At 68.8% G+C, this 25,431-nt stretch carries 28 protein-coding genes and 1 pseudogene; 11 read left to right on the forward strand and 18 right to left on the reverse strand.

The features are described from left to right. Positions 1-28: 28 nt before the first annotated feature. Genes CHRYSEO8AT_RS02035 through CHRYSEO8AT_RS02065 form a run of 7 tightly spaced genes read right to left on the reverse strand, consistent with a single transcriptional unit; the run spans position 29 to position 6,326 of the window. On the reverse strand, positions 29-877 hold the full coding sequence (locus CHRYSEO8AT_RS02035) for a glycosyltransferase family 2 protein (protein WP_159845531.1): 849 nt from the start codon (positions 875-877) through the stop codon (positions 29-31). Continuing rightward, on the reverse strand, positions 874-1,455 hold the full coding sequence (locus CHRYSEO8AT_RS02040) for a class I SAM-dependent methyltransferase (protein ID WP_159845534.1): 582 nt from the start codon (positions 1,453-1,455) through the stop codon (positions 874-876). Before CHRYSEO8AT_RS02040 ends, CHRYSEO8AT_RS02035 begins: the two co-directional genes overlap by 4 nt. Beyond that, positions 1,448-2,155, reverse strand: coding sequence for a PIG-L deacetylase family protein (locus CHRYSEO8AT_RS02045; protein ID WP_201304327.1), 708 nt, complete (start codon positions 2,153-2,155; stop codon positions 1,448-1,450). Before CHRYSEO8AT_RS02045 ends, CHRYSEO8AT_RS02040 begins: the two co-directional genes overlap by 8 nt. Then, positions 2,152-3,252, reverse strand: coding sequence for an acyl-CoA dehydrogenase family protein (locus tag CHRYSEO8AT_RS02050; protein WP_201304328.1), 1,101 nt, complete (start codon positions 3,250-3,252; stop codon positions 2,152-2,154). Before CHRYSEO8AT_RS02050 ends, CHRYSEO8AT_RS02045 begins: the two co-directional genes overlap by 4 nt. Beyond that, entirely contained in the window at positions 3,245-4,288 is a 1,044-nt protein-coding gene (locus CHRYSEO8AT_RS02055; RefSeq protein ID WP_159845540.1) for a glycosyltransferase, read from the reverse strand. The genes CHRYSEO8AT_RS02050 and CHRYSEO8AT_RS02055 overlap by 8 nt, the downstream gene beginning before the upstream one ends. Further along, complete coding sequence (locus CHRYSEO8AT_RS02060; protein ID WP_201304329.1) at positions 4,285-5,232, reverse strand: glycosyltransferase family 2 protein; 948 nt, start codon at positions 5,230-5,232, stop codon at positions 4,285-4,287. The genes CHRYSEO8AT_RS02055 and CHRYSEO8AT_RS02060 overlap by 4 nt, the downstream gene beginning before the upstream one ends. Further along, positions 5,229-6,326: a glycosyltransferase family 4 protein gene (locus tag CHRYSEO8AT_RS02065; RefSeq protein WP_159845543.1), complete on the reverse strand. Its 1,098-nt coding sequence runs from the start codon at positions 6,324-6,326 to the stop codon at positions 5,229-5,231. Before CHRYSEO8AT_RS02065 ends, CHRYSEO8AT_RS02060 begins: the two co-directional genes overlap by 4 nt. Before the next feature lie 279 nt (positions 6,327-6,605). Here CHRYSEO8AT_RS02065 and CHRYSEO8AT_RS02070 point away from each other — a divergent pair, with 279 nt between their 5' ends. From CHRYSEO8AT_RS02070 to CHRYSEO8AT_RS02085, 4 genes are all read left to right on the forward strand, one after another. After that, positions 6,606-6,902, forward strand: coding sequence for a hypothetical protein (locus CHRYSEO8AT_RS02070; RefSeq protein WP_159845546.1), 297 nt, complete (start codon positions 6,606-6,608; stop codon positions 6,900-6,902). A gap of 159 nt (positions 6,903-7,061) precedes the next feature. Next, entirely contained in the window at positions 7,062-7,628 is a 567-nt protein-coding gene (locus tag CHRYSEO8AT_RS02075) for an SRPBCC family protein (RefSeq protein ID WP_159845549.1), read from the forward strand. A 17-nt stretch (positions 7,629-7,645) separates the two neighbouring features. Continuing rightward, positions 7,646-8,821: a zinc-dependent alcohol dehydrogenase gene (locus CHRYSEO8AT_RS02080; protein WP_159845552.1), complete on the forward strand. Its 1,176-nt coding sequence runs from the start codon at positions 7,646-7,648 to the stop codon at positions 8,819-8,821. A gap of 168 nt (positions 8,822-8,989) precedes the next feature. Continuing rightward, positions 8,990-9,247 carry a hypothetical protein gene (locus CHRYSEO8AT_RS02085; protein ID WP_159845555.1) on the forward strand — a complete coding sequence of 86 codons (258 nt, stop codon included), beginning with the start codon at positions 8,990-8,992 and terminating at the stop codon, positions 9,245-9,247. Positions 9,248-9,275: 28 nt separating this feature from the next. Here CHRYSEO8AT_RS02085 and CHRYSEO8AT_RS02090 read toward each other — a convergent pair whose 3' ends face one another. From CHRYSEO8AT_RS02090 to CHRYSEO8AT_RS02115, 6 genes and pseudogenes are all read right to left on the reverse strand, one after another. After that, positions 9,276-9,560: a hypothetical protein gene (locus tag CHRYSEO8AT_RS02090; protein WP_159845558.1), complete on the reverse strand. Its 285-nt coding sequence runs from the start codon at positions 9,558-9,560 to the stop codon at positions 9,276-9,278. A 66-nt stretch (positions 9,561-9,626) separates the two neighbouring features. Further along, positions 9,627-11,711, reverse strand: a complete 2,085-nt coding sequence (locus tag CHRYSEO8AT_RS02095) for a glycoside hydrolase family 65 protein (protein WP_159845561.1) — start codon at positions 11,709-11,711, stop codon at positions 9,627-9,629. Beyond that, the gene (locus tag CHRYSEO8AT_RS02100) at positions 11,698-12,297 is read right to left on the reverse strand and encodes a cysteine hydrolase family protein (protein WP_236547387.1); all 600 of its coding nucleotides are present in this window, start codon (positions 12,295-12,297) and stop codon (positions 11,698-11,700) included. The genes CHRYSEO8AT_RS02095 and CHRYSEO8AT_RS02100 overlap by 14 nt, the downstream gene beginning before the upstream one ends. A gap of 371 nt (positions 12,298-12,668) precedes the next feature. After that, positions 12,669-12,938, reverse strand: a pseudogene (locus tag CHRYSEO8AT_RS02105) (SemiSWEET family sugar transporter); the annotation flags it as partial. Positions 12,939-13,106: 168 nt separating this feature from the next. Further along, a complete protein-coding gene (locus CHRYSEO8AT_RS02110) occupies positions 13,107-13,547 on the reverse strand; it encodes a DUF1810 domain-containing protein (RefSeq protein ID WP_159845564.1) in 441 nt (146 codons plus the stop codon). Beyond that, positions 13,544-13,882 carry a hypothetical protein gene (locus tag CHRYSEO8AT_RS02115; RefSeq protein ID WP_159845567.1) on the reverse strand — a complete coding sequence of 113 codons (339 nt, stop codon included), beginning with the start codon at positions 13,880-13,882 and terminating at the stop codon, positions 13,544-13,546. Before CHRYSEO8AT_RS02115 ends, CHRYSEO8AT_RS02110 begins: the two co-directional genes overlap by 4 nt. Before the next feature lie 137 nt (positions 13,883-14,019). Here CHRYSEO8AT_RS02115 and CHRYSEO8AT_RS02120 point away from each other — a divergent pair, with 137 nt between their 5' ends. Further along, entirely contained in the window at positions 14,020-14,775 is a 756-nt protein-coding gene (locus CHRYSEO8AT_RS02120) for an ImuA family protein (RefSeq protein ID WP_159845570.1), read from the forward strand. After that, positions 14,690-16,207 carry a DNA polymerase Y family protein gene (locus tag CHRYSEO8AT_RS02125; protein WP_159845573.1) on the forward strand — a complete coding sequence of 506 codons (1,518 nt, stop codon included), beginning with the start codon at positions 14,690-14,692 and terminating at the stop codon, positions 16,205-16,207. Before CHRYSEO8AT_RS02120 ends, CHRYSEO8AT_RS02125 begins: the two co-directional genes overlap by 86 nt. 13 nt (positions 16,208-16,220) lie before the next feature. On the opposite strand, the gene CHRYSEO8AT_RS02130 is transcribed toward CHRYSEO8AT_RS02125, so the two are convergent. Next, positions 16,221-17,153, reverse strand: a complete 933-nt coding sequence (locus CHRYSEO8AT_RS02130; protein WP_159845576.1) for a HEPN domain-containing protein — start codon at positions 17,151-17,153, stop codon at positions 16,221-16,223. Positions 17,154-17,497: 344 nt separating this feature from the next. Then, the gene (locus CHRYSEO8AT_RS02135) at positions 17,498-19,159 is read right to left on the reverse strand and encodes a response regulator (protein ID WP_201304330.1); all 1,662 of its coding nucleotides are present in this window, start codon (positions 19,157-19,159) and stop codon (positions 17,498-17,500) included. Positions 19,160-19,364: 205 nt separating this feature from the next. On the opposite strand from CHRYSEO8AT_RS02135, the gene CHRYSEO8AT_RS02140 reads away from it, so the two are divergent. From CHRYSEO8AT_RS02140 to CHRYSEO8AT_RS02150, 3 genes are all read left to right on the forward strand, one after another. Then, complete coding sequence (locus CHRYSEO8AT_RS02140) at positions 19,365-20,345, forward strand: sensor histidine kinase (protein WP_159845582.1); 981 nt, start codon at positions 19,365-19,367, stop codon at positions 20,343-20,345. Between the two features lie 189 nt (positions 20,346-20,534). Continuing rightward, the gene (locus CHRYSEO8AT_RS02145) at positions 20,535-20,681 is read left to right on the forward strand and encodes a hypothetical protein (protein ID WP_159845585.1); all 147 of its coding nucleotides are present in this window, start codon (positions 20,535-20,537) and stop codon (positions 20,679-20,681) included. A 418-nt stretch (positions 20,682-21,099) separates the two neighbouring features. Next, positions 21,100-21,390, forward strand: a complete 291-nt coding sequence (locus CHRYSEO8AT_RS02150) for a hypothetical protein (RefSeq protein WP_159845588.1) — start codon at positions 21,100-21,102, stop codon at positions 21,388-21,390. A 153-nt stretch (positions 21,391-21,543) separates the two neighbouring features. Here CHRYSEO8AT_RS02150 and CHRYSEO8AT_RS02155 read toward each other — a convergent pair whose 3' ends face one another. Further along, positions 21,544-21,822 (reverse strand): hypothetical protein, encoded by a 279-nt coding sequence (locus CHRYSEO8AT_RS02155; protein WP_159845591.1) that lies wholly within the window; start codon positions 21,820-21,822, stop codon positions 21,544-21,546. A 546-nt stretch (positions 21,823-22,368) separates the two neighbouring features. Between CHRYSEO8AT_RS02155 and CHRYSEO8AT_RS02160 the strand changes: the two genes are divergently transcribed. Both CHRYSEO8AT_RS02160 and CHRYSEO8AT_RS02165 read left to right on the forward strand, forming a co-directional pair. Beyond that, positions 22,369-22,944, forward strand: coding sequence for an arylesterase (locus CHRYSEO8AT_RS02160; protein WP_159845594.1), 576 nt, complete (start codon positions 22,369-22,371; stop codon positions 22,942-22,944). A gap of 5 nt (positions 22,945-22,949) precedes the next feature. Beyond that, positions 22,950-23,723, forward strand: a complete 774-nt coding sequence (locus CHRYSEO8AT_RS02165; RefSeq protein ID WP_201304331.1) for an exodeoxyribonuclease III — start codon at positions 22,950-22,952, stop codon at positions 23,721-23,723. Between the two features lie 48 nt (positions 23,724-23,771). Here the strand turns inward: CHRYSEO8AT_RS02165 and CHRYSEO8AT_RS02170 are convergent, their stop codons facing one another. Beyond that, entirely contained in the window at positions 23,772-24,332 is a 561-nt protein-coding gene (locus tag CHRYSEO8AT_RS02170; RefSeq protein ID WP_236547388.1) for an alpha-ketoglutarate-dependent dioxygenase AlkB, read from the reverse strand. Further along, positions 24,329-25,402, reverse strand: a complete 1,074-nt coding sequence (dinB, locus tag CHRYSEO8AT_RS02175) for a DNA polymerase IV (RefSeq protein ID WP_159845600.1) — start codon at positions 25,400-25,402, stop codon at positions 24,329-24,331. The genes CHRYSEO8AT_RS02170 and dinB overlap by 4 nt, the downstream gene beginning before the upstream one ends. Positions 25,403-25,431 lie beyond the last annotated feature (29 nt).

The following is a 25,431-nucleotide window of genomic DNA, read 5'->3' on the forward strand; positions in this document are numbered from 1 at the left end:
GAAGGCCCGTTCGCGCCCGGCGCTGCGGCTAGAAGACCGCGCTCGAAGGCCGCTTGGCGGCGGCGAGCTCCTCGGCCGTGGGCGGCCTCAAGACCCGCAGGTCGTCCGATGTCCAGTCGATCAGGCCCATCGCCCGCATATCGGCGAGCCAGCCGTCCATCGGCCAGACCCCCCAGCGGTGATGGAAGGTGCGGGCGTTGGCCACCAGGGCGGCGAAGTGCTGAAGCGGCGGGTCATAGGCGTCGTGATGCTGGTGATAGACCGCGCCGTCGCCCGTGAAGATCATGGGCACGCCCGCCTTGGCGACCCTGAATCCCAGATCCGTGTCTTCCGCCCCATAGCCGACAAAGGCTTCGTCGAAGCCGCCGACGGCGAAGAAGGTCGAGCGACGCATGCCGAAGGCCAGGGACCAGAGCAGGCCGGGATTGGTTTCGATCCGTGCGCCCTGCGCGGGAAACCGTCGCACCGGATGCGCGACGCCCGCCTGATCGAGATCCGTTTCCGTCCAGGCCGCATGCGCCGCGCCGGACGGCAGGTAAAGGACCTTGGGACAGGCCACGACGTCCTCGGCCTCCAGCAGACCGGCGACAACGCCGCAGGTCCCGCCCGCCGCGATACAGTCGACGTCGAGGAACAGCAGTTGGTCGCCTTGGGCCAAGGCGGCGCTCCTGTTGCGCGCCGCCGCCAGAGGCAGCCTCTCCCCCGCAAGGCGCTCGATGCGGATCGGAAAGCCCGCCGTCGGCGTCGAAATGGCCCGATCGCTCATGTCGATGATGATCAGCTCGGCCGGCGTCACGACGCTGCGATCAAGACCCGCAATCAGCTGGTCGAGGTGGGCCTGGCGATTGCGGACCAGGGTCAGGACGCTCAGGCTCATGGTCGCCTCCACAGATCGAGCCGATAGGCGGGCTGACGCTCATCGAGAGACACGGTGAGACTGTCTTCAAGGTCGCGCCACAGCTTGGTGACCGCGCCGTCTCCCGTCTGGGGATAGTCGGTCTCTCCCGTCCAGTGCACCAGAAGGACCAGTCCGCCGGACACGAGATGGGCGCGGACGAACTCCGCCGCTGCGGCCAGGTCCTCGTCGCTCCAATAGTAGGCGACTTCGGACAGGACGATCAGGTCGAAGGGGCCGGCGAGGTCCATGCCGTGCGGAAAGGCGGCTTGGCGAAACACGAGCTGGGGACGATGTCCCAGTCGACGCCGGGCCCGATCCAGGGCGGTCCGGCTGATGTCGAGCGCCACCAGCGCCTCGCATCGGTCCGCCAGCCGCGCCGTCAGGGCGCCGCCGGCGCATCCGACCTCAAGGCCGCGCCGGAACCTTCGGTCGCCCAGGCTCGCGACCGTTCGGGCGTGTTTCTCGGCTTCGTAGGGGCGGCTGTCCAACCCCCAGGGGTCGGGATCGCCCGCGAAGACTTCCTCAAAATAGTCCGCGCCGAGGGAGGGATCAGCCATGGGGCGCCTTTCGCAGATAAAGTCGGTCGCAAGCGGCCGAGAGCCGATCCGGCGTCTCCAAACGGAATCCCGGGCCCATCATCGACGTGCGTTGGCTCCGATGCGCGGCAAGCGCCAGGGCTCTTCGGCCGGCCGCCAAAGGCCGGGTCGCCAACTGAAGATCGCCCTGCGCCGCCGGCCGCGCCCAGACGCCATATTCGAACAGGGCGACCGGCCGCCGGGCCAGACTGACCACCCGACGCGCCAACCGTCCTGCGGCTTCGTGATCGCAATGGGGTTCGGACACCGCCGTGACGGCGACCGCGTCGATGCGGAGGCGGCGACAGAGCCAGGCGAGACGGCGCGCGCTCGCCTCGAACCGGGCGTCGCCCACGACCGGCGGCGCAGCGTCCGGCCAATCAAGGAAGATCGGCTGCGCGGTCGCGCGCCCTGTCAGCCGGTGGATCGCTCGGCGCGCCTCCACTCTGCGGATCGCGACCAGGCGGCGGCGCGCGCGATCGTCGGCATGGGGATGGGAGGCGCCGCCGTCCGTCACGATGACCACGCCGCCGAGACGTCCCTCTCCCGCCGCCTGCTGGATCAGGGCGCCGGCGCCAAGCGTCTCGTCATCGGCATGCGGGGCCAGGACGAGCCATCGCGCCCGGGCCCAGCGCGACCGGGCCAGCGGCGCGGCGCCGACCGGCCCAAGCTTGGCGCTCACCACAGGGCGTCTCCCGCGCCCCAAAGATCGTGATCCAGCCAGGTCTTGGCCGCCTCGTCGCGCGCATGGTCCGGTCCGGCCTGGCGAAGATAGAGGCTGAGATCGCGGATGATCTTGTCCAGCCGTTCGCCGTCGAAGGCGCTGCGGGTTCCCGTCGCCCGGGCCGCGAGCTCCATCACATCCAGCGCGCTTCGCTCGACGACGCCGCGGGTCGCCCGCGCAAAATCCGCCGCGTCGGTGGCTTCCGTCGCGGCCCGCTCGGCAGCTTCGCGAACCCACAGATAGGCGGTGCGGGCGGCGACGACCGCCTCGGCGAATTTGGCGCGCTGCAACGGATCGCGACGCGCCGGTTCGGACAGGGCCGCGCGCATCGCCAGGACGAGCTCCTCGACGCCGCCGAGCTGGACCGCCGTGAAGCGCCAGGCGCCGGCGGTGAAGCGGGGTTCGCGGTCGTAGTCGCCCGGCTCCCCCAAAAGGTTCAGGTCCGTCACCGGCAGATCGGTGACGTCATATCGACCGCTCAGGGTCGCCCGCATGCCGCGGACGCGCCATCCCGTGAGATCGGCCCGCTCGCCGCAATCCGCCGGCACGACGGCCAGACGACGCGGTCCCTCGCCGGGCTGAACGGTGACGACGGCATAGGCGAGCCCGCCCGCCCCAGTGGCGAACATCTTGGCGCCCGACAGCCGGCCCTCCCGAAGCTGGACGCCCGGCTGGGGTTCCGTGGCCCAGACCCCGAACCAGCCGCCGGCGGCGAGTACATCCGCCAGCCAGAGCTTCTGCTCGGGGTCTCCATACCAGTCGAACAGGGCCAGCGCATTGACATGGCCCTCGAAGAGACGGCCCACGCTCAGGTCCGCGCGCCCCACCCGGCGCAGATCGTCCAGGAGGGCCAAGGCTTTCAGGGCCGGCGTGGCGAAGGCTTCGCCGCCGCTGGCTGCCGGGGCGTAGCGCCGGTGCAGGCCGAGCGTCCGGAGCAGCGCCAGGCTGTCGACCGGAAAGCGCGGCGAGGCGTCGTAGCGCTCGCCGAGCGCCGCCAGGGCGTCGTGAACGTCGCCCGCCGACACGTCCGGGACGGCTGCAGGCGCGTCAGGCATCATTATCCTCTCGTCTTCGATCCGCCAGTTCGACCAGCCAACGGCCGGCGGCCTCGACGCCCTCCCCGCGCAGATCGTGTCGGGCCTGCGGGTCAAGGCTCCGCGCCGAAGCAATAATCCCCGGCCAAGCCTTAGGTTCGGGCCATGCGGCCAAGACGACGGCCGCGCCGGCCTGGGCAAGCCCTGCAGCCTTGGCCGCCTGCTCCTCATAGGGTCGAGGTTCCGGCAGGCAGACGAACGGACGATCCGCTCCGAGAACGGCGTCGACAAGGCCGTCGCCCGCCGCTCCGACAACGACGCCGGCCTTCTGGATTTCCGAGTTCACATCCTCAATCCAGCCCTTCAACACCAAATTTGGCGGCGCGTGACACGGCGGCGTCACAGGCCCGATCACCGTCCATTGCAGGTTCGGCGTCGCGGAGGCGGCTGCGGCCAGTCGGTCCCCGTCGATCGGCGCGCCGCCTCGCCCGTGAACGACCAGGACCGCGTCGTGATCGCCCGAACCGACCTCTGCGCGTCGCGACGGCGCAAAGTAACGGGTCCGCGCACGCACCCAGTCTGGCGTATCGGGATGCTCCAGCCTTGGGTGCCAGGGCGCGAGCAGAGCCTCTGCACCCCGGAAGGCCTCCAGATGGGCTGTATCCGTTCGCGCGCCGGACAGCCGCACATAGACGACCGGCGTCGACGCCAGCCTGGCCAGGAGCGCCACCTCGACCGACACATCCACCACGACGAGGGCCGGGGCGGCCGTCGCGATCCATGTCGACAGGTCGCCGACCCGCTGGCGCAATCCCGCGACGCCATAGGGCGCATAATGAAGCGCCTTGGGCAGATTCGGTCCGCCGTCCGCGCCGAACCCCGTGGCGGCGTCCACTCGGTCGTCGGGTAGATCAAGCACGGCGACCTCGCCGCCACGACCCGCGAGCCCGGTCCCCAGAAGGACGAACCGCGTCGGCGCGGCGGCCGCGACCTGAAGGGCGCGTTGACGATGCCCCTCCCCCTGATGGTGGACATAGTAGCCGATCGGACGGGTCATGGCGCGATGCCGTCGGGTTGAGGCCTGCCATTCAGCTCCAGCGCATAGTCCAGCGGCATGGGCGGCAGATGCGGCTCTGCCTCCGCGATCCGCTGCGCGCCGTCGGGCAGACGGCGAAGGTCGCGGCGCCACAAGGCGCGGGCCCGCCAATGGGGAAAGGCGGGCGCCCTCATGGGCTCCTGTCCCGCCGTCTGGCGCGCCAGGCGGGCCATGGCCTGGGCCATGCCGTCCTGCGCCCGGCCGTGCGCGCGCGCGGAGACGCGGGTCCATACGCTGAGTGGATGAACCAGTCTGGCGCCGGCGCGCTGGGCCGCCAGCACCAGGGCGCGATCCTCGCCGGTGGGCAAAAGCGGCGTCCCGCCTGCCGCCCTGTAGGCCGCAGCGGTGATGGCGAGACTGGCGCCGGTGTGGTCGCCGTGGCGGGGAGCCGGATCCCAGGGGACCGGGTCCAGGGCGTCCTCGATCGCCCTCACCTCCCGCCAGTAATCGCGCCAGACGGCCCAACCGCTTTGGAGCGCCTGGCTCTCCGGTTCGTCCTCGTCCAGCGACAGGGCGCCCCCGACGAGATCGGCTCCCCCAGAGACGGCGGCGAGATTGGCTGAAACCCAGTCCGTCGGCGGCCGGGCGTCGGCGTCGGTCGAAAGAAGGACCCCCTCCCCGTCCAGGAGCTCCAGGCCCAGGTCCATGGCCGCCGCCCGGGCGCTGCCCGCATGGGCGTGCTCCGGCGGAAACGTGTGTTCGACCACGGACAGCGTCAGTGTGGCGCGATGGGCGGCGGCGACCCCCTCGGCATGCCGCCGGCTCCCGTCGGTCGTATTGTTGATGCAGAGCGCCACGCGCACCCGGCCCACGCCGGTCTGGCGCGCGAGCGCATCGAGCAGGCGCGGAAGGCGGTCAGCCTCGTTCCGCGCGGGCACGCAGACACAGAAGGGGACGACGCTCACGCGGTGAGCCGGTCGGCAGGGCTGTCATTGGCGACGGCCAGCCGTTCCGCCGTCAGATCGCGATAGAGCGCCTCGTATCGCCGCACCATCTCACCGGCGTCGCAGGCCTGCTCGGCCCGCGCCCGGCAGGCGCGGCGCGACAGTCCGACGGCAACGCGGGCGGCGCGGGCGAGGTCGGCGGGATCGTCCGGCGACGCCAGCACGCCGCAGGCCGGCGTGAGGATTTCCGGTATGGCGCCCCGCGCAAAGGCCGCAACGGGCGTGCCGCTCGCCAGAGCCTCGGCGACGACGAGGCCGTAGGGCTCGTCCCAGCACGGCGTGCACAGAGCAGCGGCGGCATGGCCGATCTCTCGCGCCAGAGCGCGGTGGTCGAGGTGACCGAGATACAGGGTGTCGGACGACAGCCGCGGCAGGATTTCGCGGCGATGATAGTCCGGGTCGGCGATCGGCCCGGCGACCCGGAGCGGCAGCCCGGCCAGGCGAGCGGCGTCCAAGGCGTGGTGCAGCCCCTTTTCCGGAACGATCCGTCCGTACCAGATCAGATGCGGCGGTCCGGACGTCTCGGCGTGAAACGGGAAGCTTTCGAGGTCGATCCCGTTCAGGATGACATGATCCAGCGGCACGACGTCCTGCCAGCTCGCCCTGATGGATTTCGAGACGCCGACATAACGGATGTTTCCGCCTCTGCTTTCGCGCACCCCGCTTTCCAGCCAACAGAAAGGCGGGGTGTGAAGCGTGGTCACCACGGGCATGGGCAGGGTGTCGGCCATCGACACCGGCAGATAGTGCAGGCTGTTGTTGTGGATCACGTCGAAGCGGCTTCGACGCAGCCGCGTCATCAGGGACAGATAGGCATGATGCTCGCGGAAAAAGGCGACGTCGCCCGCTTCAGCGGTCCCGACCTTCGCCATCTCCGTCTGTTCGCAGATCGCCTCAAGGCCAAGCGCAGGATCGGATCGCGTCGCCGCGAAGAGGGTGACGTCATGGCCGTGCCGCCGCAGCAGACGACAGAGCAGATGGGTGTGCATCTCCAGCCCGCCGGCGAACGGCTCGGCGATGGGATATTTAAGATGTGCGATGACGCCGATGCGCATCAAATTCCGGCCCTGCCCCAAACCGAGCCCTATTGGGCCCGTCCAACGTATCTCGCGTGGTGAGGTAAGACCAACCGTGGCCGATCGGTTCCTGTGTGCGGTTTCGCTCTCCACCATGTCACGTTTGATGGGCGGGTTGGCAGTAGGGCGCAGTCGATATCCTGGCGAAGGACCGACGAATACACACGCCTTCTTGTCGCGCGGCGAAGACTTTCAACTTTCTTGGACCCTGAGACGCGAACGCGCGTTCCCGGCTTTGAGCAACCCGAGAGGAAACCTATGACCGCACCGATCACATCAACCTTCGCAACGCGTCGAGACGCCGAGATGGTGGTCGAACGCCTTGTTCAGACCCATGGGGTCGCCCGGGACGCCATCCGGGTCGCTCCCGATGGGCAAGAGAATACGGTGGGCGACAGGGCGTCCGGCGGCGATCTGGAAGCTGCAGATCCCAGTGTCGAGGCGAGATCGGACGCGCCGGTGGAAGGGCGGATCGCGGTCTCGGTCACGCCAAGCTCGGCGGACGACGCCGAAACCCTTCGGGCCGCGTTCCGAGAGTTCAACGGCGAGGCCTGAGCCGAATGCTACCGCGTCTGTCTAGACCCGCAACGACGCTTTCACGCGCCGCATCCGCCGACAGAGGCAGGAGCGAGCGCCCGTCTCGCCCGCCATGCCGACGCGTTCCTGTCCCAGGCGGCTGAGCCCGACCGTTCAACGAAAAGGAGGCCCTCGACCATGTCCGAACCCCTCTCAACCGACGCCGACGTTCAGTCGCCGGCCTTCAACGACAAGGATGATGTGGAGGGCGCCTATGACGCCACCAGCATCCGCGCCGTCATGATCAACCGGCCGCGTCAGGCGCTGTATGACTATTGGCGCGATTTCCGGAACCTGCCCAGCTTCATGGAGAATGTGAAGTCGGTCGATGTGCTGGACGACGCCCGGTCCAGTTGGACCGTCGCCGGTCCGGCGGGCGCGGAAATCGAACTGGTGAGCGAGATCACCGACGACCGTCCCGGCGAATACATCGCCTGGCGCTCCACCGAGGACAGCGACGTCGATCACGAGGGCTGGATCGCGTTTCGCGACAACGCCTTCGGCCGAGGCACCGAGGTCCGCGTTCTGATCAGCTACGACCCGCCTGCGGGCGCCGTCGGCAAACTGGTCGCGAAGGTCATGCAGCGAGAGCCCCGGGTTCAGGCCCGGCGCGAACTGCGGCGCTTCAAGCAACTGATGGAAACGGGCGAGGTCCCGACGTCCAAGGCCCCCGACGCGGCGCCGCGCGCCGATCGTCATTTCTGATCCCGGAAGGAAGTCCCATGCGCGCCCTGACCTGGCACGGCAAACACAATGTTCAGGTGGATACGGTCCCCGATCCTCAGATCATCAACCCCCGCGATGCGATCATCAAGATCACGGCCACGGCCATCTGCGGCTCGGACCTGCACCTCTACGACAGCGTCATCCCCGGCATGTCCAATGGCGACATCCTCGGCCACGAGTTCATGGGCGAGGTCGTCGAGATCGGCCGGGGCGACACCAGCCTTCAAGTCGGTCAGAAGGTGGTCGTGCCCTTCGTGATCGCCTGCGGCTCCTGCTTCCATTGCGGCAAAGAGCAGTTTTCGGCCTGCGACAACTCCAATCCGGCCGACAAGTCCGATGCGTCCGAGATCGCCTACGGCTATCCGGCCGCCGGCCTGTTCGGCTATTCCCACCTGACCGGCGGCTATGCCGGCGGCCAGGCGGAATATGTTCGCGTCCCCTATTCCGACATCGGCCCGATCGTCGTGCCCGACGGGATCGAGGACGAGCGGGTGCTGTTCCTGTCCGACATCTTCCCCACCGGCTGGATGGCGGCCGAGAACGCCGGGATCGAGCCGGGCGACACGGTGGCGATCTGGGGCTGCGGTCCGGTCGGCCTGTTCGCGATCAAGAGCGCGAAACTGATGGGCGCCGGACGCATCATCGCCATCGACCATCACCCGCGCCGGCTTGAGCTCGCCAAAGCCAACGGGGCGGAGGTCCTCAACTATCACGAGGTCAAGATCCGCGAAGCCCTGATGGAGATGACCGCCGGCATCGGTCCGGACGCCTGTATCGACGCCGTCGGCATGGAGGCGCACGGCTTTTCACCCGACAACGTCATCGACGCCGTCAAGCAGGAGACCAGGCTTGGCACCGACCGTCCGCATGTGCTGCGGGAAACCCTCATGGCCTGCCGGAAGGGCGGTCGGATCTCCATACCGGGCGTCTATGGCGGACTCGGCGACAAGCTGCCGATCGGCGCGCTCATGCAAAAGGGCCTGACCATCAAGACCGGCCAGACGCATGTGCAGAAATATCTGCCCCAACTGCTGGACCTTGTCCTGGACGGCAAGATCGACACCACTGACCTCATCAGCCACCGCCTGCCGCTGGAGCAGGCCCCCGAGGCCTACAAAAACTTCCACGACAATCCGAACGAGTGGACGAAGGTCGTGCTCAAACCCCACTGATCGCGCCCGGCAGGCGGCCCCACAGGCCGAGGGGCGGCCTGCCGACAACGCCCTCCGGGCGTCCGTCCCCGGTTCGGCGCGACCCGGCGCCCGGAACAACCGCCCCGACCGGGAGGTTTCAACCCCGAGGGTCCGTCAGAGGGCGGGCGTCACAGCAAGGACCATTTCATGACCGAGCGTCTCTACACCTTGAGAATTGGACAGACCGACGGCCGCGAGCGCAGCGTCCAGGTCCGGTCGGAAACGGATGTTCAGGCGGCCGACGCCGCCGCCCCTCTGCTCTCGGAGGGCGAGACCATCCTGTCGATTTCGGAGATCCCGGACGACGGCGCGGTGGTCGCCGACGCGCCCGCGCCCAAGTCGCAGGCCGCCGAGCTCGCCCCCGTGACGCCGGGGGTCGCGGCCGCGCCACAAGACATCCGCTAGCCGGGAGCCGCCGACGAGGGCGTGGATGTCACGTCCGACCGGGACCCTGCGGCTGCGAAAAAATATAGACGCCCGCCGCGACGAGGCGATCGCGCAGGCCCGGATCGATCCCGTCAAAATCCTCGGTCGGCGGCGGCTCACATTCGACGACCAGACGACCGTCGCGCCAGACCCCGACCGGCGCCTTCAGCGCAAACGCCCGGCGTCGGGCCTGGCGAAGGGCGTCCGCGACATCGCTGGCGATGAGGGTCTCCGGCTCGCCCCCCTGACGGAAGCGCAACTGATAGCCCAGCACGGGCGTCCTCGGTCTCATGACGCCCCCTCCCTGCCGGACCGAGCCGCACCCTGCGAAGTCACGTCGCGGCTGATCATCGCCGCCTCACGGACGCGACAGGACGGCGCGCTCAGCGCCGTGCTCCGCGCGCAGACGAACAGGTCGGCCTTCCAGCCAAAGGCGCTCCACCGTTATCGCCCTCCATCCCTCAGGAAGGACCACGGGCCGGGCGGGCCAGTCGGCGGGCGCGCCGCGCGCTTCCAGTCCGGTCAGGCCGTAGACAAGGCCGAGCAGCAGCCCCCCGAGGTTGGCGAAGAAGGGTCCCGCCGCGGTCGCGCTGTCCGGGTGGTCGGCCCGATACTCCAGACACTGGTGGAACCGTCCGGCGTCGTAGGCTGCGTATCCCTCTTCGAACAGCGTCAGCGCCAGGGCGCAATCGCCGGCGAGCGCCGCCCAGGCGGCATACAGCGCTGGAAACATCGGCGAACCCACATAGGCCTTCCAGTGCGCCAGATAGACGTCGAGCGTGGCCTTCGCCACATCGGGTCCGGCCGGATATCCGCCCGGAAACAGGCCGGCCAGGGGTGATGACGTGGCCCCCTTGGGCTCGTCGATCCGGAAGCCGTCATGGGCGGCGATCACCCCATCCGCCCTGATGGGGAGGTAGAGCTGGTCGCAGACCTGACGCCAGGCCTCCGGCGAAGGCCTGCCCAGGGCCTCTGCGGCGGCCGTGGCGCGCCTCAAAACATCCTGGGCGAACATCAGGGTGAAGGCGTCGTTGTCCGGCGGAACCGGCACCTCGGCCGGACCGGTGGCCCGTTTCAACTCAAAGCCGCGAGCGGTTCGGACCATCCGGCTGACGATCCAGTCCGCGACCCCGCTCAGAACCGGCCAGGCCTCCTCGCGCAGGAAGGCCGCGTCGCCCGTCGCATCGGCATAGAGACTGAAGGCGCGTGCGACATGCAGCGATCCGTGGTCCTCGTGCGCCGCGCCCGATCCGCCGCCGGGCGTCGCCTCCTGCCCGGTCGAGGGCGCCGCCTCCCAGGGGAACTGCAGCCCCTGACGTCCCGACAGGCGGGCGTTGGCGCCCGCAGCGGCCAGGCCGCGACTGCGGAAGTCCAGCAGGGCGCGCGCGGCGTCGGGTTGGCTGAGGATCAGGGGTGGGACGCAGAAGGCGTCGATGTCCCACATCACATGGCCGTAGTAGTAGGAATAGTCATGCCAGGTCGCCAGGCCGAAGATCGAGGTCGCGGCCGGCGAGGCGGCGTGGACGGAACTGTTGAGATAGAAGAAGGCCGCGTCGATCAGGGCCTGATGCTCGGGCCGGGCGCCCTCGACCACGATCCGGCCCCGCCATAGGGCGCGCCAGGCCTCGCGGTTTCGGGTGCGCAAGGTCTCGAATCCGGTCTCGGCCGCACGCGCGACGCGGCGCACCGCCTCCTCGTCCGGCCGGGCGTGCACCAGCGAGGGGACCAGGGCCGCCATCTGTCGCAGGCGGGCGCCCCGTTTGCCGACGCGCCCGAAGTCGTAGGCCGTCTGGAGCGGCCCGGACGCATCCCAGGCGGAGACGCTCCGCGCCGCTTCCGGACGGGGCTCGGTCCAAAGGGCGAGCCCGCAGGTCGAGAGGTCGCCCTCGGTGGTCCAGAGCAGCGATCCGTCGCAGGCGGGCTCGGCTTCGCCCGGCGTATCGGTGCGGCGTCGCGTCACCCGCCCCCGCAGACCGGCGGTCGCAACGACCGCGCGAATCTGGAGCGCGCACGCCCTGTCGGGTCGCACAAAGACCTCTTGCAGCACCACGGTCGGGGCCGTGCGGCTTGCAAAGGTGACCACCTCGAACTGCGCCGTCACCTCCCCGAGGCAGGCGGTCCAGCGACTGGTCAATTCCCCGGTGGCGAAGTCGTAGTCCTGAACCAGGTCGGTGACGGACCAGGGCTGGTCCGACAGCCAGACGCCTTCGATGCAGACGTCGGCCGCCAAAGGATAGGGCACCGGCGCAGCCGCCTCGATCCGTCGCTCCGGATGTTCGCCGGCGACGCCGTTGACGAGGGTCATGCCGGGGGCGAGCGCCATCTCGCGGACGCGCAGACCGATCAGGCCGTTGGACACATAGGCCGGCAGGGCGCCGTTGCGGGGGCCATGCGCCTGCGGCGGGCTGATCGGGCGCCAGGCGTTTCCCTCACCGCCAGCCATCGAGCACCTCGGCGCATTCGGCGGTTTCGACCTGCTGGGCGAACCGATCATGATAAAGGGCCAGCAGATGGTCGTGAGGGTCATCGGCGGAACTGCAGACCGCGTCGGTGACGACCACGACCCGGTATCCCAGATCGATGGCGCCCAGAACCGCCGCCAGAACGCAGACGTCGGTTTCGGCGCCGGTGACCACCAGGGTGTCTATGCCGTGGGCGCGCAGTTCAGCGTCCAGCCCCGTGCCCAGCCACGGCGAATAGACCCTCTTGTCGATCAAGCGGCCGGGCGGCGTGAACCTCTGCAGCGGACCGGCGAGATCGATCATTGAAGGGCCCATCGCCTCCAGGGTCATCGAGGCCCAGCGGCGCCAGTAGTCGCGCCAGGTGCCCTGCCCTTCCCCTACGCACGCCGCCGGGATGAAACGGGTGAAGATCGTCCGGTCGGCCTTGGCCTCGCAGAGCTTGACGAGGACGGGCATGACCCGCTCGGCCCACGGCGTGCGCCATTCGGTGTCCTCGACGAACATCCGCTGCATGTCGACGCACAGGTGAATGGTCGTGGTCGGCAGGGGCGCATGCAGACCGGCCACGGTCAGATCTCCCCTGGCTTGCGGGCTTCGAGACGCGCGTGGGTCGCCGTCTCGCCGGTATGATGTTCGATGCGCCCGCCTTCGACCTCCGCCCGGGAAAAGACTTCCTCCTGGCCCGAGTCCAACAGTTCGGTCCCGGCTCCGCCCAGGCCGCCCTGGGCCAGGCCGGAGCGGGCGTCAGCGGCCTGTTTCCGGTTCGGCGACCGCCGAGGATCATCCTCTTCCGCACCCACGGTCATCGTGCTCTCCCTGTCCCTATCAATCGCATAGGCCGGGGCGTTCGTTCCCTCCCGCGGGACCACACACGCCCTGTGTCCACGATCGGGCCCGGCCGCGATGGGTTCGCCCCCGGCGACCTTGGCGTCCGACTTCGGATCGCCGTCGCGAAAGCGCCACTTCATGACCAGCACCCCTGAGGCCATGATCAAAGCGCAGCTGTTCGCGACGGTAACGGGCCAGGCCTGGGTCAGGACGCCATAGACCACCCAGAGGATGAAGCAGGACACCGTGAGCGAATAGGTCTTGAGACTGACGGCGGAGGCGTCCCGCTCCTTCCAGATCTTGATCCCCTGGGGCGCGAAACTGGTCACGGAGCAGATGGCTGCGGCCGATCCCACGAGATTGGCGATGGTCTCATTCATAAGCCCGCAACGTGGGCCTGCGCCCCTCTGTTCCTATGCGCGAAAGCGCTCAGTCGCCTGCCGGGCCGCCCTGACCTGACACGGACGTCCAGCGATCCCGGAGCGGCTCGGCTCGGCTTGGCCGCAGCCGCAAGCCGTCTTCGTCCGGGCCGCGCCCGTCCTGATCCTTCACAGCACATCCGGCCCCTTCCGGGCCTTTTCCACCAGGTCCGCCGTCAGGCGGTCGGGACCGAGAGCCCATCGGGCGAGCGCAGCGCCAAAGACGGCGGGCTCCGGCGAGGCCTCGGCGAACAGGGTCATGGAGGACCGGAACTTCAGATCGTCCGGCGATCCGAACAGTCGATGCAGCGAGTCCGCCGGCGCCGTCGTGGCGGCCTCCGCAGCGCGGGCCAGCCGGTCGCCCAGGATCGGATGCGCCAGATAGGCCCGGGCCTCGGCCAGGGACGCGATCCCGTAGAAGAGGGCCGTGGGCGACCGGCCCAGCGATCGGGCCTGGGGAAAGACGAACCACATCCAGTGGCTCGTTTTGCGGCCAGCGGCGAGCTCGGCCATCGCCGTGTCGAACACCCCGTCCTGAGCCTTCAGGAACCTTTCCAGGTCGGCGGTCATGCCTCTCCTCCGTCCAGCGCAGCGAACCAGTCCGCATACACCGTATTGCGCGCCATGCGGCGGTTGAGGTCCGGCGCCCCGTCGTCCCACCAGACCGGACCGCGCTCGCCCAGGGCGATCTTGGCCTTGTCGACGGCGCGGCGTGCGGCGGCCAGGACGTCGTCATCCGCTGCGGCTAGGGCCGAACGGACGGATCGACGCGCCGCCATCAGGTCCTGGACGCGCCGCTGGCGTGTGTCTGCGGCGAGCGTCGGATCGGCGCAACGCCACAGGCGGCCGCGCACCACGAAATAACGGCCGTCGGGCGTGGTCGGATGAGGCGAAGGCGCAGGCATGGAGGCACAACGCCCGACCGGCGAGATGGCGCCGCCCACAGACCGCTCCACAGACGCCTGCCTTCGCGCCTTGACTCTCGCAGCGTTCAATAAGAACAAATGCGGAACATTGAGCAGCTCATCCAGTTCAGGAGATCATGTCCGTCGCCCCGTCCCCGTTTCAGGCCCTGCGTTCCGAGATCGCCCGCATCGAGGCGTCCCGACGCACGCCGCGCGGCGTCCTGCCGTTCGGCCTGGACGCCCTCGACCGTCGGCTGCCCGCCGGCGGCCTGGCGCTGGGCGCGCTGCATGAGGTGGCCGGCGGCGGAGACGGCGCCGTGGACGGGGCGGTCGCCGCCCTCTTCGCTGCGGGCGTCGCCGCCCGCACCCAGGGTCCGGTGCTTTGGTGCGTGACCCGGCCGGATCTGTTCGCCCCGGCCCTGGAACAGGCCGGCCTCTCGTCCAACCGGGTGATCTATGTGGAGGCCGGCGACGAGGCCGGCGTGCTGGCCGCCTTCGAGGACGGCCTGCGCCACGGCGGCTTCGGCGCGGTCGTCGGCGAGGTGGCCCGCCTGTCCATGACCGCGTCCCGGCGGCTGCAACTGGTCGCCGAGGACAGCGGATCCCTCGGCCTGGCGGTGCGACGATGGCGTCGCCAGGCCGAGGCGGCGGACTTCGGCCAGCCCACGGCCGCCGCCACGAGGTGGCGGGTCACCGCCCTGCCCTCCGCCCCCCTGCCCGTCGCCGGCGTCGGACGCCCGCGCTGGTTCGTCGAACTGATCCGCTGCCGCGCCGGAGCCTGCGCGGATTTCGAACTGGAAGCCTGTGATGAGACGGGTCGTCTCGCTCTACCTGCCCACCTGGCCGACCGACCGATTGCGGCGCCGGCTTGGACCGGACGCGCCGTCGCCTGAGACGCCCCTGGTCCTGGTTGGCCGTCAGGGGCGCAAACGTCTAGTCCTGGCCGCCGACCCCGCCGCCCTCGCCCATCGCCTGCATCCCGGCATGGCCGCGACCCAGGCCCGCGCGCTCGTGGGCGATCTGGTGGTCCACCCCTTCGATCCCGCAGCAGACGCTGCGGCTCTGGATCAACTCGCCCTGTGGGCGCTGCGCCGCTACGCCCCCATCGTCGCCGCCGACCCGCCGGACGGACTGGTGCTCGACGTCACCGGCGCCGGCCACCGGTACGGCGGCGACCAGGGCCTGCTCGACGATCTGATCGCCCAGACCGCCAGCGTGGGCCTTCACGCCCGGGCTGCCCTCGCCGACACCTGGGGCGCCGCCCACGCCCTCGCCCGCCAGGTCGCCCGGCCCACCACGGCGGTCGAACGCGGCGGCCCTGCGATCCGCCCTCTTTCGGTGCACGCCCTGCGCCTTCCCGCCGACATGGTCGAAGGCCTGGAGCGTCTGGGCATCGACACCATCGGCGAGCTGGAGGCCAAGCCCCGCGCGCCCCTGGCCCTGCGCTTCGGCCCCGAACTGACGCGGCGGCTGGACCAGGCCTATGGACGCGCCCCGGAGCCGATCACCCCCATCGACGCCCCGGAGCTGATCCAGGTCCGACGCCTGTTCGCCGAACCGATCGGCGCCCCCGAGACCCTGGCCCGCTATACGCTCAAACTGGTCGAGGCCCTCAGCGCTGCGCTGGAAAGCCAGGGCCTTGGCGCGACACGGCTGGATCTGCGCTTCGAACGGATCGACAACCGGACCGAGGCCATCCGCGTCGGCCTGGCCCGCCCCGTCCGCGATATCCAACGGCTCGCACGCCTGCTCTGCGACCGGATCGAAACCGTCGATCCCGGCCTGGGCGTCGAAGCCATGGTCCTCGCCGCCCCCGTCGTCCTGCCGCTGGATTGGTCGCCGACCTCCGGCGACCTGACCGGTCCGGCCACGCCCGACATCGGCGACCTCGTCGATCTCCTGGCCAATCGTCTCGGACCGCAAAACCTGTATCGCCTCGCCCCCGCCCAGAGCGACGTGCCCGAACGCGCCGTGCGCCGGCTGGCCCCCACCGCGCCGCCGGTGACGGAGACCTGGACCCGGCGCTGGCCGCGCCCCTCGCGGCTTCTCGCCCGCCCAGAGGCGATCGAGGCCGTCGCCCTCCTGCCGGATCAGCCGCCGGTCGCCTTCCGCTGGCGGGGCATTCGCCACCGGGTCAAAAGGGCTGACGGCCCTGAGCGGATTTTCGGCGAATGGTGGCGGCGCGACGGCGAACGCGACGCCGTGAGGGATTATTTCCAGCTGGAGGACGAGGCCGGAGCCCGCTTCTGGGTCTATCGGCGGGGCGACGGCGAACAGGCCCAGACAGGCGACCTCAGCTGGTGGCTCCACGGCCTGTTCGGCTGACGCCTGCCCATCCTCAACCGAGGTCGGCCTTGGCCTTCAGCGCCGCGATGCGCAGCCCGCACAGGTCAGCGACCAAATCACGAAGCCGGCGGGCGCGCGCCATCAGCCACTCCAGATCTTCAACCGAAGCGTCGTACTGATCGCTGTAGCGCGCCTCCACATAGGCCCGTTTCAGCAGTTCAAACCGACGCCGGTCAAAGCGGTTTTCACGCGGCCAGGCCTCGACCAGACCGGTGTCCACATCCTCCGCCAGAGAGCGCAGAAACTTGATGTTGTGAGAACGCGGAAAATAGAAGGTATGAACCAAGAGGAAGCAGGCGTAGGCGCGCTCCACCGCTTGATGAAGGGAAAAGGCCACATCCTTACGCCAACCGAGTTGCTCCAAGCCCTCAGCCGCCTGAAGGTCGGCAGTGCGCAGAGCACGATCAATTGCCGGTAGCGTCTCTGCGAAGTGCCGCTCCGCCATCACGAACGCATCTTGAGCGGTGATCGGTTTCGGTGAAGCGAACGGGTGTCCGGGGATTTCGTAGAGGGCAATGCCGTCACGGACGATATCGGACCAGAAATACTCGCCGCGTCGCAGGGCGTCGTTCACGTCCTGCATGTCGTGGACGATCAGATTGACCATTCTTCCGACGCCGGGGTCACGAAGGATTTGATCCTCTGAGGTCCACCAGTAGTCGGCGATGTTGGTCAGCTTCTCGTGGTTGACCACGATCAGCAGATCGAAATCTGAGAGATAGCCGTTCTCAGGCTCATCGACCCAATCCGTACGCGCGTACGATCCGAAGAGGATGATCTTGAGAACCTGACCGCCACGGCGCCAGCCGGAGTTGGCGCCCCCGCCGCTGTGCTTGGCCGCTTCGAAACCCGCAAGCAGGATGTCGCGAACCCGCTCGAGTTCACGCTGCTGACGTTCAGGAAGGTGGTCGGGGTGAGACCGCATCAGACGATTCTAACCGAAAACGAAACGAACGCACCTCCGAACGGTAGAGCTAAGTAAAATATACGTTCGATAATCCCGATCTAGGCGGATGCCGCCGCAACTCAGCGCCCGCTATGCGCCATTCTGCGACATTGGCGCCGCTCGCTGTTCGGCGGCCCGTCTCAAGCCCCTCAATTGTGATCCGGTCTGAAATCTACAGCGCGCCGCCCGCACTTGCGCGGAGCCGCCACCTGGCCTGCAATGATATCGGCCCATGTGACGGTCGCGTCCGGGCAATCGGTGCTGCCGCCATATCAGATGTTGCCGCCCATCAAAGCGCGTCCCTCCAGGACGCCTAGCGACCTTCAGGACTCGGCGTGACCGAAGTCGGACCGCTGTCGGCCGGGCCCCGTCCTCGCCCCATTGCGAAGCGCCGTCTGGATGCGATCGATCAGCTCGGCCGGCTTGTAGGGCTTGCCGAGCACGTCCATCGCTTCGGCCTGAGGGCCTTCCAGCGCCATCTGATCGTTGTAGCCGGTCGTCATCAGAATGGGCGTGGCGGGGCTGAGCCGGCGGATTTCCTGCGCCAGGGCCACGCCGTTCATCTCGCCGGGCATGACGACGTCGGAAAACACCAGATCAAATCCGCCCGTTTCCAGAGCGGCCTTGAAGATCCCCAGCGCGCGGTCGGCGTTGTGGGCCACGGTCACCCGATAGCCGAGATCGCCGAGAATCTCCGAAGACATGGCCGCGATCTGCTCCTCATCTTCCACCAGAAGCACCCGAGGCGGCGTCGTCAAACTGACCGGGCGTGCGTGGAAGTTGGAAGGTTCGGCCTCAAGACCGTCTCGGGGGTCGAGCGCGGGCAGGAGCAGGCGGACCGTCGTGCCCTGGCCCTCATCGCTGTCGATCTCAAGCAAGCCGCCGGATTGAGACGCGAACCCGTGCGCCATGGCCAGACCCAAGCCGGTCCCCTTGCCGGTGGGCTTGGTCGTGAAGAAGGGTTCGACCGCCCGGTCCCTGACATGCGCAGGCATGCCGGGACCCTGATCACTCACCTCGATCGATACATAGTCGCCGGGGGCAAGGCCGCCACGACCACCGTCGGCAAGGTTCAGCTTCCGGGCCGCGACCGTGATCTCCCCCTCCCCGCCCAAGGCGTCGCGCGCATTGATCACAAGGTTCAGGAGCGCCGTCTCCAGCACCACCGGATCGACCTTGACCGAGGGAAGCCGGCGCTGAAGGTTCAGTTGCAGGGTGCAGCCCGTGCCCGTCGTGCTGTCGAGCAGCTCCGCAAACCCGTTGATCAGGGCGGCCACCTCCACCGCCTTCGGCTCAAGCCGGCTGCGCCGCGCGAAGGCCAGAAGCTGTCGCGTCAGGGACGCGCCGCGCTGGGCCGCCGTTCGCGCGGCATTGAGGAAGCGGTCGAGGACAGCGGGTTGGTCGCGCCGGGAATCGATCCGCTCCAGGCTGCCGTCGATGATCTGCAGGATATTGTTGAAGTCGTGAGCCAGGCCGGCGGTCAGCTGGCCGATCGCCTCCATCTTCTGGGATTGGGCCGTCTGCTGCTGCGCTTCGCGTCGGGCCGTCACATCCAGCTGGCTGGCGAAGAAATAGAGCAGTTCCTGGTCCTGACCGTAGACCGGGCCGATGAAGACCGCATTCCAGAACGCCGAGCCGTCGCGTCGGTAGTTCAGGATCTCGATGGCGATCGCCTCGCGGTCGGCCACCGCGCGTCGCAGCGCCGAGACCGTCTCGTCGTCGGTCTCGGCGCCCTGGAGAAAGCGGCAGTTGCGGCCGAGGATTTCCCCCAGCTCATAGCCGGTCAGATCCAGAAAGGCGTTGTTGGCGAACACGACCGGATTGTCGTCCTGGCGGGGGTCCGTCAGGATCATCGGCATTCGCGTCATCTCCAAGGCCGCAAAGAAGACCCCGCCCCGGTCGTCGAGGCCGTCATGGTCGATGACGCTCTGCTTCCAGTGCCTCTTGCCGACGCGCCCCATCAGGCTTTCGTTCGGGCTTTCCATTTCGCCATCCGCAGGCTGGCCTGACGCCCGTTCATCCTGCATGGCTTTCGTATTCCGTCGTCCGATCTCAGAGCCGCATGGAAAGCATGTGAATCTCCAGTCGTCCAGCGGGCAAACGCGCGCAGATGCGGCTAAGATACTGGACTCCTTGAAAATCGGCGCGGATAAGCGTTGCTGTCAGCCGCACCTGCGTCTGTGGAGCCTCATGCATCACGACATTTTTCGAGCCCCGATCTGGCGCGGCTACGCCTTGGCGATCCTGGCCTGGCTGGTCGCCTTTGCGCTGCGTTACGCCCTGGCGCACTCGTTCCCGCCCGGCTTTCCCTATCTGACCTTCTTCCCGGCGGTCGTCCTCGTCGCCTATTACGCGGGCCTTCGCCCCGCCATCCTCACCGCCACCTTGTCGGGCCTGTCGGCCTGGTGGTTCTGGATCGGTCCGACCGGCTTCGATCTCGGGGTCGCGACCCTGGTCGCCGTGGGGTTCTACGTTTTCGTCGTGGCCGTCGACATCTTCTTCATCGTCGGCATGGACGGCGCCTCGCGCCGATTGGCCCGCGAAGTCGAGCGCAACGCCGCCCTGGCGGCCAGCCGCGACCTCTTGCTGAAGGAGGTGCAACATCGCGTCTCCAACAACATCCAGGTCGTCAGCGCCCTGCTGAGCATCGAGGCGCGCGGCGCCACCGACCCCGGCGCACGCAAGGCCCTCAGCAACGCCTCCGCCCGCACGGCTCTGGTTGCGCGCATCCAGCGGAACCTCGCGGAGGCCGAACACCAGACGGCCGCCTTCAACGCCCTTGCCCGCGAGGTCGCCGACGACGCGCTCACGGCGGCGGCCCGTGACGACGTCTCCGTGGCGATTTCCGGGGACGGCGTCATCTTGTCCGCCGAAGAGGCCACGCCGGTCGTGCTCATCATGCTGGAGTGCGTGAACAATGCGCTCGAACACGCCTTTCCCGCGCGACCCGGCCGGATCGCCATCAGCCTGTCGGACGACGGCGCGCACCGGACCTTGTGCGTCGCCGACGATGGGGTCGGGGCATCCATCCCCTCCAGCCCCGAGCCAGCCAGTCTGGGCCTCAAGATCGTCCACGGGCTCGCACGGCAGCTTGGCGGGGACTGGTCACTGTCGCCCGCCGAGAAGGGTTCGGTCGCGACGCTCACCTGGCCCCGACCCGGTGATCTTTAGGCTCGGAGCCAAGGACACGCCTCGGGTCGATCGGATCGTGAAACGCCGCAGGGCCGGTCGCGCGTTCAGCCGAGACAAGGGGCCAGATCGGGGTTGGAGGGCTTTTTCTGCGGTGACGCTCGAACTGTAAGCCGACCCAGCGATTGGGACGCAATGCCTTTCGCCGCCCGCGTCCTCAAAGAAGAAGCGATGAAGTATCGGAGACTTAGCCGATACATCACCGACGCACGCACCCTGGACGTCCTGGACGCCATGGCGGCCGACCTCGAGGCCAAGGCCGCCGTCATCGAAGGCTTGGCTGCCGGTCAGGTTAGAGGGGGAGACCGGGAGGGCTGACACGGACCGACCGTCGAAACCGCTAGGCCGCCGTCGTCGCGGCTCGCCCGGAAGGCGTCCGGCGGCCTGCTCGGGCGAAGACGTCATCGGCCGGGTCGCCGACGCGCAGCAGGCGAAGGCTGTCTGCACGCGCAACGGCGGCGCTTGTCGTCCAGATCTCTGACGGCGTGCAGACTGGCGGTGGCGACTCTGGAATCTCAGCCCCGATTGATCGGCGAAGTTGAAGCCGGAGCGGGACGACGAAAGGGCGGCCACACGGTCTCGTGCCCGAAGAGCCCGACGGCTCAAAACAAGGCTTTGCCAAGGTGCTCATCAGACCCCCTATTCGGGGTATGGCGCCCGTCACCGCTGGAGGTCTCGACGCGGCTGACGGAATGGATCAGTTTGAGCGGGTCGAACAACCGCAATGATGCTCGCCATGCGCCTTTTCGCCCTGCTTCCCATCCTTCTGCTCGCCGCATGCGCCCATGCACCGGCATCGGATCCGCGCGCTGAAGCGACCGCGGCGTGCCTGGGCATCGCGGCGAGAAACGGCGTCGCGATCGGCGGCGCTCCCGCTCAAGACACCGTGGTCATGGGGCCGAACTATGTGGTGGGAGAGAAGACCTGGCCGGCGACCTCGGCCCGGGGCGAGGTGCTGTGCACGCTCCACGACGACCAGGTCCAGTCGGTGGCGGTCGGGGGCAAAGACGTCTGGCGTCGTCGTTGAGCCGCTAGGATAGACGCAACCGGCCGATCCGTGCGGAATGCCGAGGGGCGACCGGCGTCAAGCCGCAAGCGCGCGCCGGGGTTGACCGCAGGATGCTGGCCGCCAAGCCTCGATGCCGAAGAAGCCCGCCCCCTCGCGAGGGCGGGTCCTGGATCACCAGTTCTCGGGAAGGGTCGGGCCGGCGCCGCCGCACACATAGATCGGCGTGGCGTCATAATAGGGCGAAGGCACATTCGCCCTCAGGACATAGCTATAGCTGCCGGAGCGTCCGCAGCCTCGGTCGGAGATCTCGCCGAGATATTCGGTCTTCGCAGCGTCGGCGTAATAGACGTAGTGGTAGGCGGTCAGGTCGGTCTGAGCGACGGCGGAAGTGACGCCGGCGGCGGCGACCACGGCGGCGCCGACAAGCATGGCTTTAACGCGGATTTTCATCGGGTTGTCTCCATGGGCACGCCCCATCGCGTGCTCAGACAGACCATACCGACGACGCGCGGGAAGCCACTCACGGGCGCGTCATAAACCATGTTTCAGTTGTGAAGCTTGAGGGGTCAGAGGAAACGTGCGCGCCCGACCAGCCGCTTGAAGAGGCTGTCAGCGCCGACGAGGAGGAGGCCCAGCAGGTTCATAGGTCGAACATGCCGCCACTACGGCGACCCGGTCACCATAACGATTGGTAATCAGCCGGCCAGGCTTAGAAGAACCGATGCCCAAAGGGGGATCAGGCCGCCAGCCTCAGGCCGCGCCGGGCTTGGCTGTGTCGGGATCGTCATTGCCGTTCGTCGCGGGCGCGGCCCCAGGCCTCAGCGGACGGCTCTGCGGCCTCTTCGGCCAAGCGCCCTGCCCTTCGCGGAACGAGAGCCGCACCCGACGCCTTATCCCCGAAAACGAGACCGCCATGCCCTTCCCTCCCCGCCTTGCCGACCCCGCCCTTGTGACCGGCCCGATCCGGGTCTTCCGCTGAGCGCCCGCCCCCACGGCGTGTCTGGCGAACGCGTCGTCACCCTGCTGGGCGACTCCCTGACCGCCGGCTACGGCCTGAAGCCCGCCGAGAGCCTCCCGCGTCAGTTGGCCAAACGCCTTGAAGACGCCGCGCCGCCCATCCGGATCGTCGGCGCCGGCGTCTCCGGCGACACCACCGCCGACGGTCTGCGGCGGGTCGATCGGGACGTCCCCGTCCAGACCGACCTCTGCGTCCTGGCCCTGGGCGCCAACGACATGATGCAGCTGGTCCCCGCCGACCGGGTGAAGACCAATCTTCTGGCCATCATCGACCGGCTGCAACGGCGCGGCGTCTCTGTCCTCATCTGCGGCATGCGCGCGCCGCCCTGGTTCGGCGCCTATGCCTGGGCCTTCGACGCCGTCTATCCCGAGGTCGCCCGGGCGTCCGGCGCGCCCCTCATGCCCTTCCTGATGGAGGGGGTGGCGCTGCATCCCGCCTATGTCCTGCCGGACCGGATCCATCCCAACGCCGTCGGCGTGGGCCGCATGGCCGACGCCCTCGCGCCCCATGTGCGCGCCGCCCTCGAAACCTTGGCCACCCCAGCGTCGCGGTGACCGACATGCGGATCGCCACCTTCAACATCAATGGCGTCAAGACTCGGCTGCCTAACCTCCTCGCCTGGCTCGAAGAGGCCCAGCCGGACGTGGTCTGCCTGCAGGAGTTGAAGGCGACCGACAGCCAGTTCCCCGCCGCCGAGATCGAGGCGGCCGGTTATGCGGCGGTCTGGGCCGGCGAGCATCGCTGGAACGGGGTCGCCATCCTGAGCCGGATCGGCGAGCCCGTCGTGACCCGACGCCGACTGCCGGGCGACGCCGACGACCGCCAGGCCCGCTATATCGAGGCGGCGGTGAACGGCGTGCTGATCGGCTGCCTCTATCTGCCCAACGGCAATCCCCGGCCCGGCCCCAAGTTCGATTACAAGCTGGCTTGGGCCGACCGGCTCATCGCCCATGCGGCCTCGCTCTATTCCACCGCCGCGCCGGTCGTCCTGGCTGGAGACTATAATGTCGTGCCGACCGACGCCGATATCTACAACACCCGCTCGTGGAAGACCGACGCCCTGCTCCAGCCCGAGAGCCGTGCAGCCTTCCAGAGCCTGCTCGACCAGGGCTGGACCGACGCCCTGCGCGAGCGCTTCCCGCACGATCCGCCGCCTTGGACCTTCTGGTCCTATTTCCGGGAGGCCTGGCCCCGCGACGCGGGTCTGCGGATCGACCATCTGCTGCTCAACGGCCTTGCAGCCGAACGCCTGACCGACGCCGGCGTCGATCGCGCGGTCCGCGGCGTCGAAGGCGCCAGCGACCATGCGCCGGTCTGGATCGACCTCGCCTGACCCGACCGATCCAGACCCTTCCACGCCAGCCCGCCGCCCCATCGATCGTCAGGCGGCCAGGGTCCGGAAGGTGATGGAGTAGCGCAAGGCTGTCATTGGCGTGATCGAATGCTCCCAGGCCGCACGCGCCTCTCCCGACAACCGGTAGACCGAGCCGCACGCCAGCGGCGCATGTCTCCGCAGAAAGCCCGCCCCCTCGCGACGGCGCAGCCGCATCACGCAAGGCGCCAGCAGGGACAGGCCCAGGATCTCGCCATAGACGGGGCGGTCGCGATGCCAGCCGATGCCCGCGCCCGGCGCATATTCATTGACCAGGACCTGGACGAAGGCCGCGCCATCCAGATCAAGCCGATCCGCCAGCCGCGCCATCAAGGTCGAGAGAAACCCCGGCCATCCCGCACCTCCAGCCTCACGGTCGAAGGCGGCGATCCGGCGACGGCCGAGGTAGCCCAGGTGTTCATAGGGCTTGAACGACAGGGTCTGGAGCGCAGCGACAAGCGCGGCCTGTTCGGGCGTCGACAGGACGTCGGCCCAATAGTCGAACCCCGCCACGACCGGCGCAAATGCAAGCGCCTCTCCGAACAGGTCGATCTGCGCCGGTGCGATCACGACAGGGCCAGTTGTTTCGCCGCCTCCCCCGTCGTCTCCAGATTGGACAGGCTGACCCCGACCAGCCGCACGCCCCGGGTCGGCGGATAGAGGGACCGGACCAGCAGTCGACTGACGTCACGCAAGGCCTCGCGAGAGGCGACGGGCTCGGACAGGGACCGGCTGCGGGTCGACTGCTGGAAGTCGGCCCATTTGACCTTGACGGTGACGGTTCGCCCGCGACTGCCCGCCGTCTCGCACCAGGCCCAGACCTCGTCCGCCATCGCCGCCACCCCGGCTTCGATCGCCTCAGGCTCGGTGAGGTCGGAGGCGAAGGTGGTTTCCGAGCCGCTGGACTTGCGGGTCCGGTCCGGATTGACCGGCCGATCGTCCTCGCCGCGGGCGATGGCGTAATACCAGGGCCCGGACTTGCCGAAATGATGCTGGAGAAAGGCCAGGGTCTGGCGGCGCAGATCCGCGCCGGTGCGGATCCCCAGCCGCTCCATCTTGGCGGCGGTCACCGGGCCCACGCCGTGAAACCGCTGGACCGGCAAGGCCTCGACGAAGACCTCGCCGCGCCCCGGGGCCACGACGAACTGGCCGTCAGGCTTTCTCTGGTCCGACGCCAGCTTGGCTAGGAATTTGTTGTAGGAGATCCCGGCCGAGGCGGTCAGGCCGGTCTCCTCCAGAATCCGCCGCCGGATCGCCTCCGCCGTCGCCGAGGCGGTCCCCAGGCCGCGCCGATCGGCGGTCACATCGAGATAGGCCTCGTCCAGCGACAGGGGCTCGATCAGGTCGGTGTAGTCGGCGAAGATCGCATGGATCTGGGCCGAGACCGCGCGATAGACCTCGAAGCGCGGCGGGGCGAAGACCAGGTCCGGGCATTTGCGCAGGGCGGTCGTCGAGGGCATGGCCGAGCGCACGCCGAACCGCCGCGCCTCGTAGCTGGCGGCGGCGACCACGCCGCGCGCCGCCGCGTGCCCCACCGCGACCGGCCGCCCGCGCAGTGTCGCATCGTCCCTCTGTTCGACGGAGGCGAAGAAGGCGTCCATGTCCACATGGACGATCTTGCGGATGGCCGATCCCTGCATGGGGCCCTGCATATCAAGACGAGAACAAA

Origin of the sequence: Brevundimonas sp. G8, assembly GCF_902506205.1 — a bacterium.
Taxonomy (GTDB): Bacteria; Pseudomonadota; Alphaproteobacteria; order Caulobacterales; family Caulobacteraceae; genus Brevundimonas.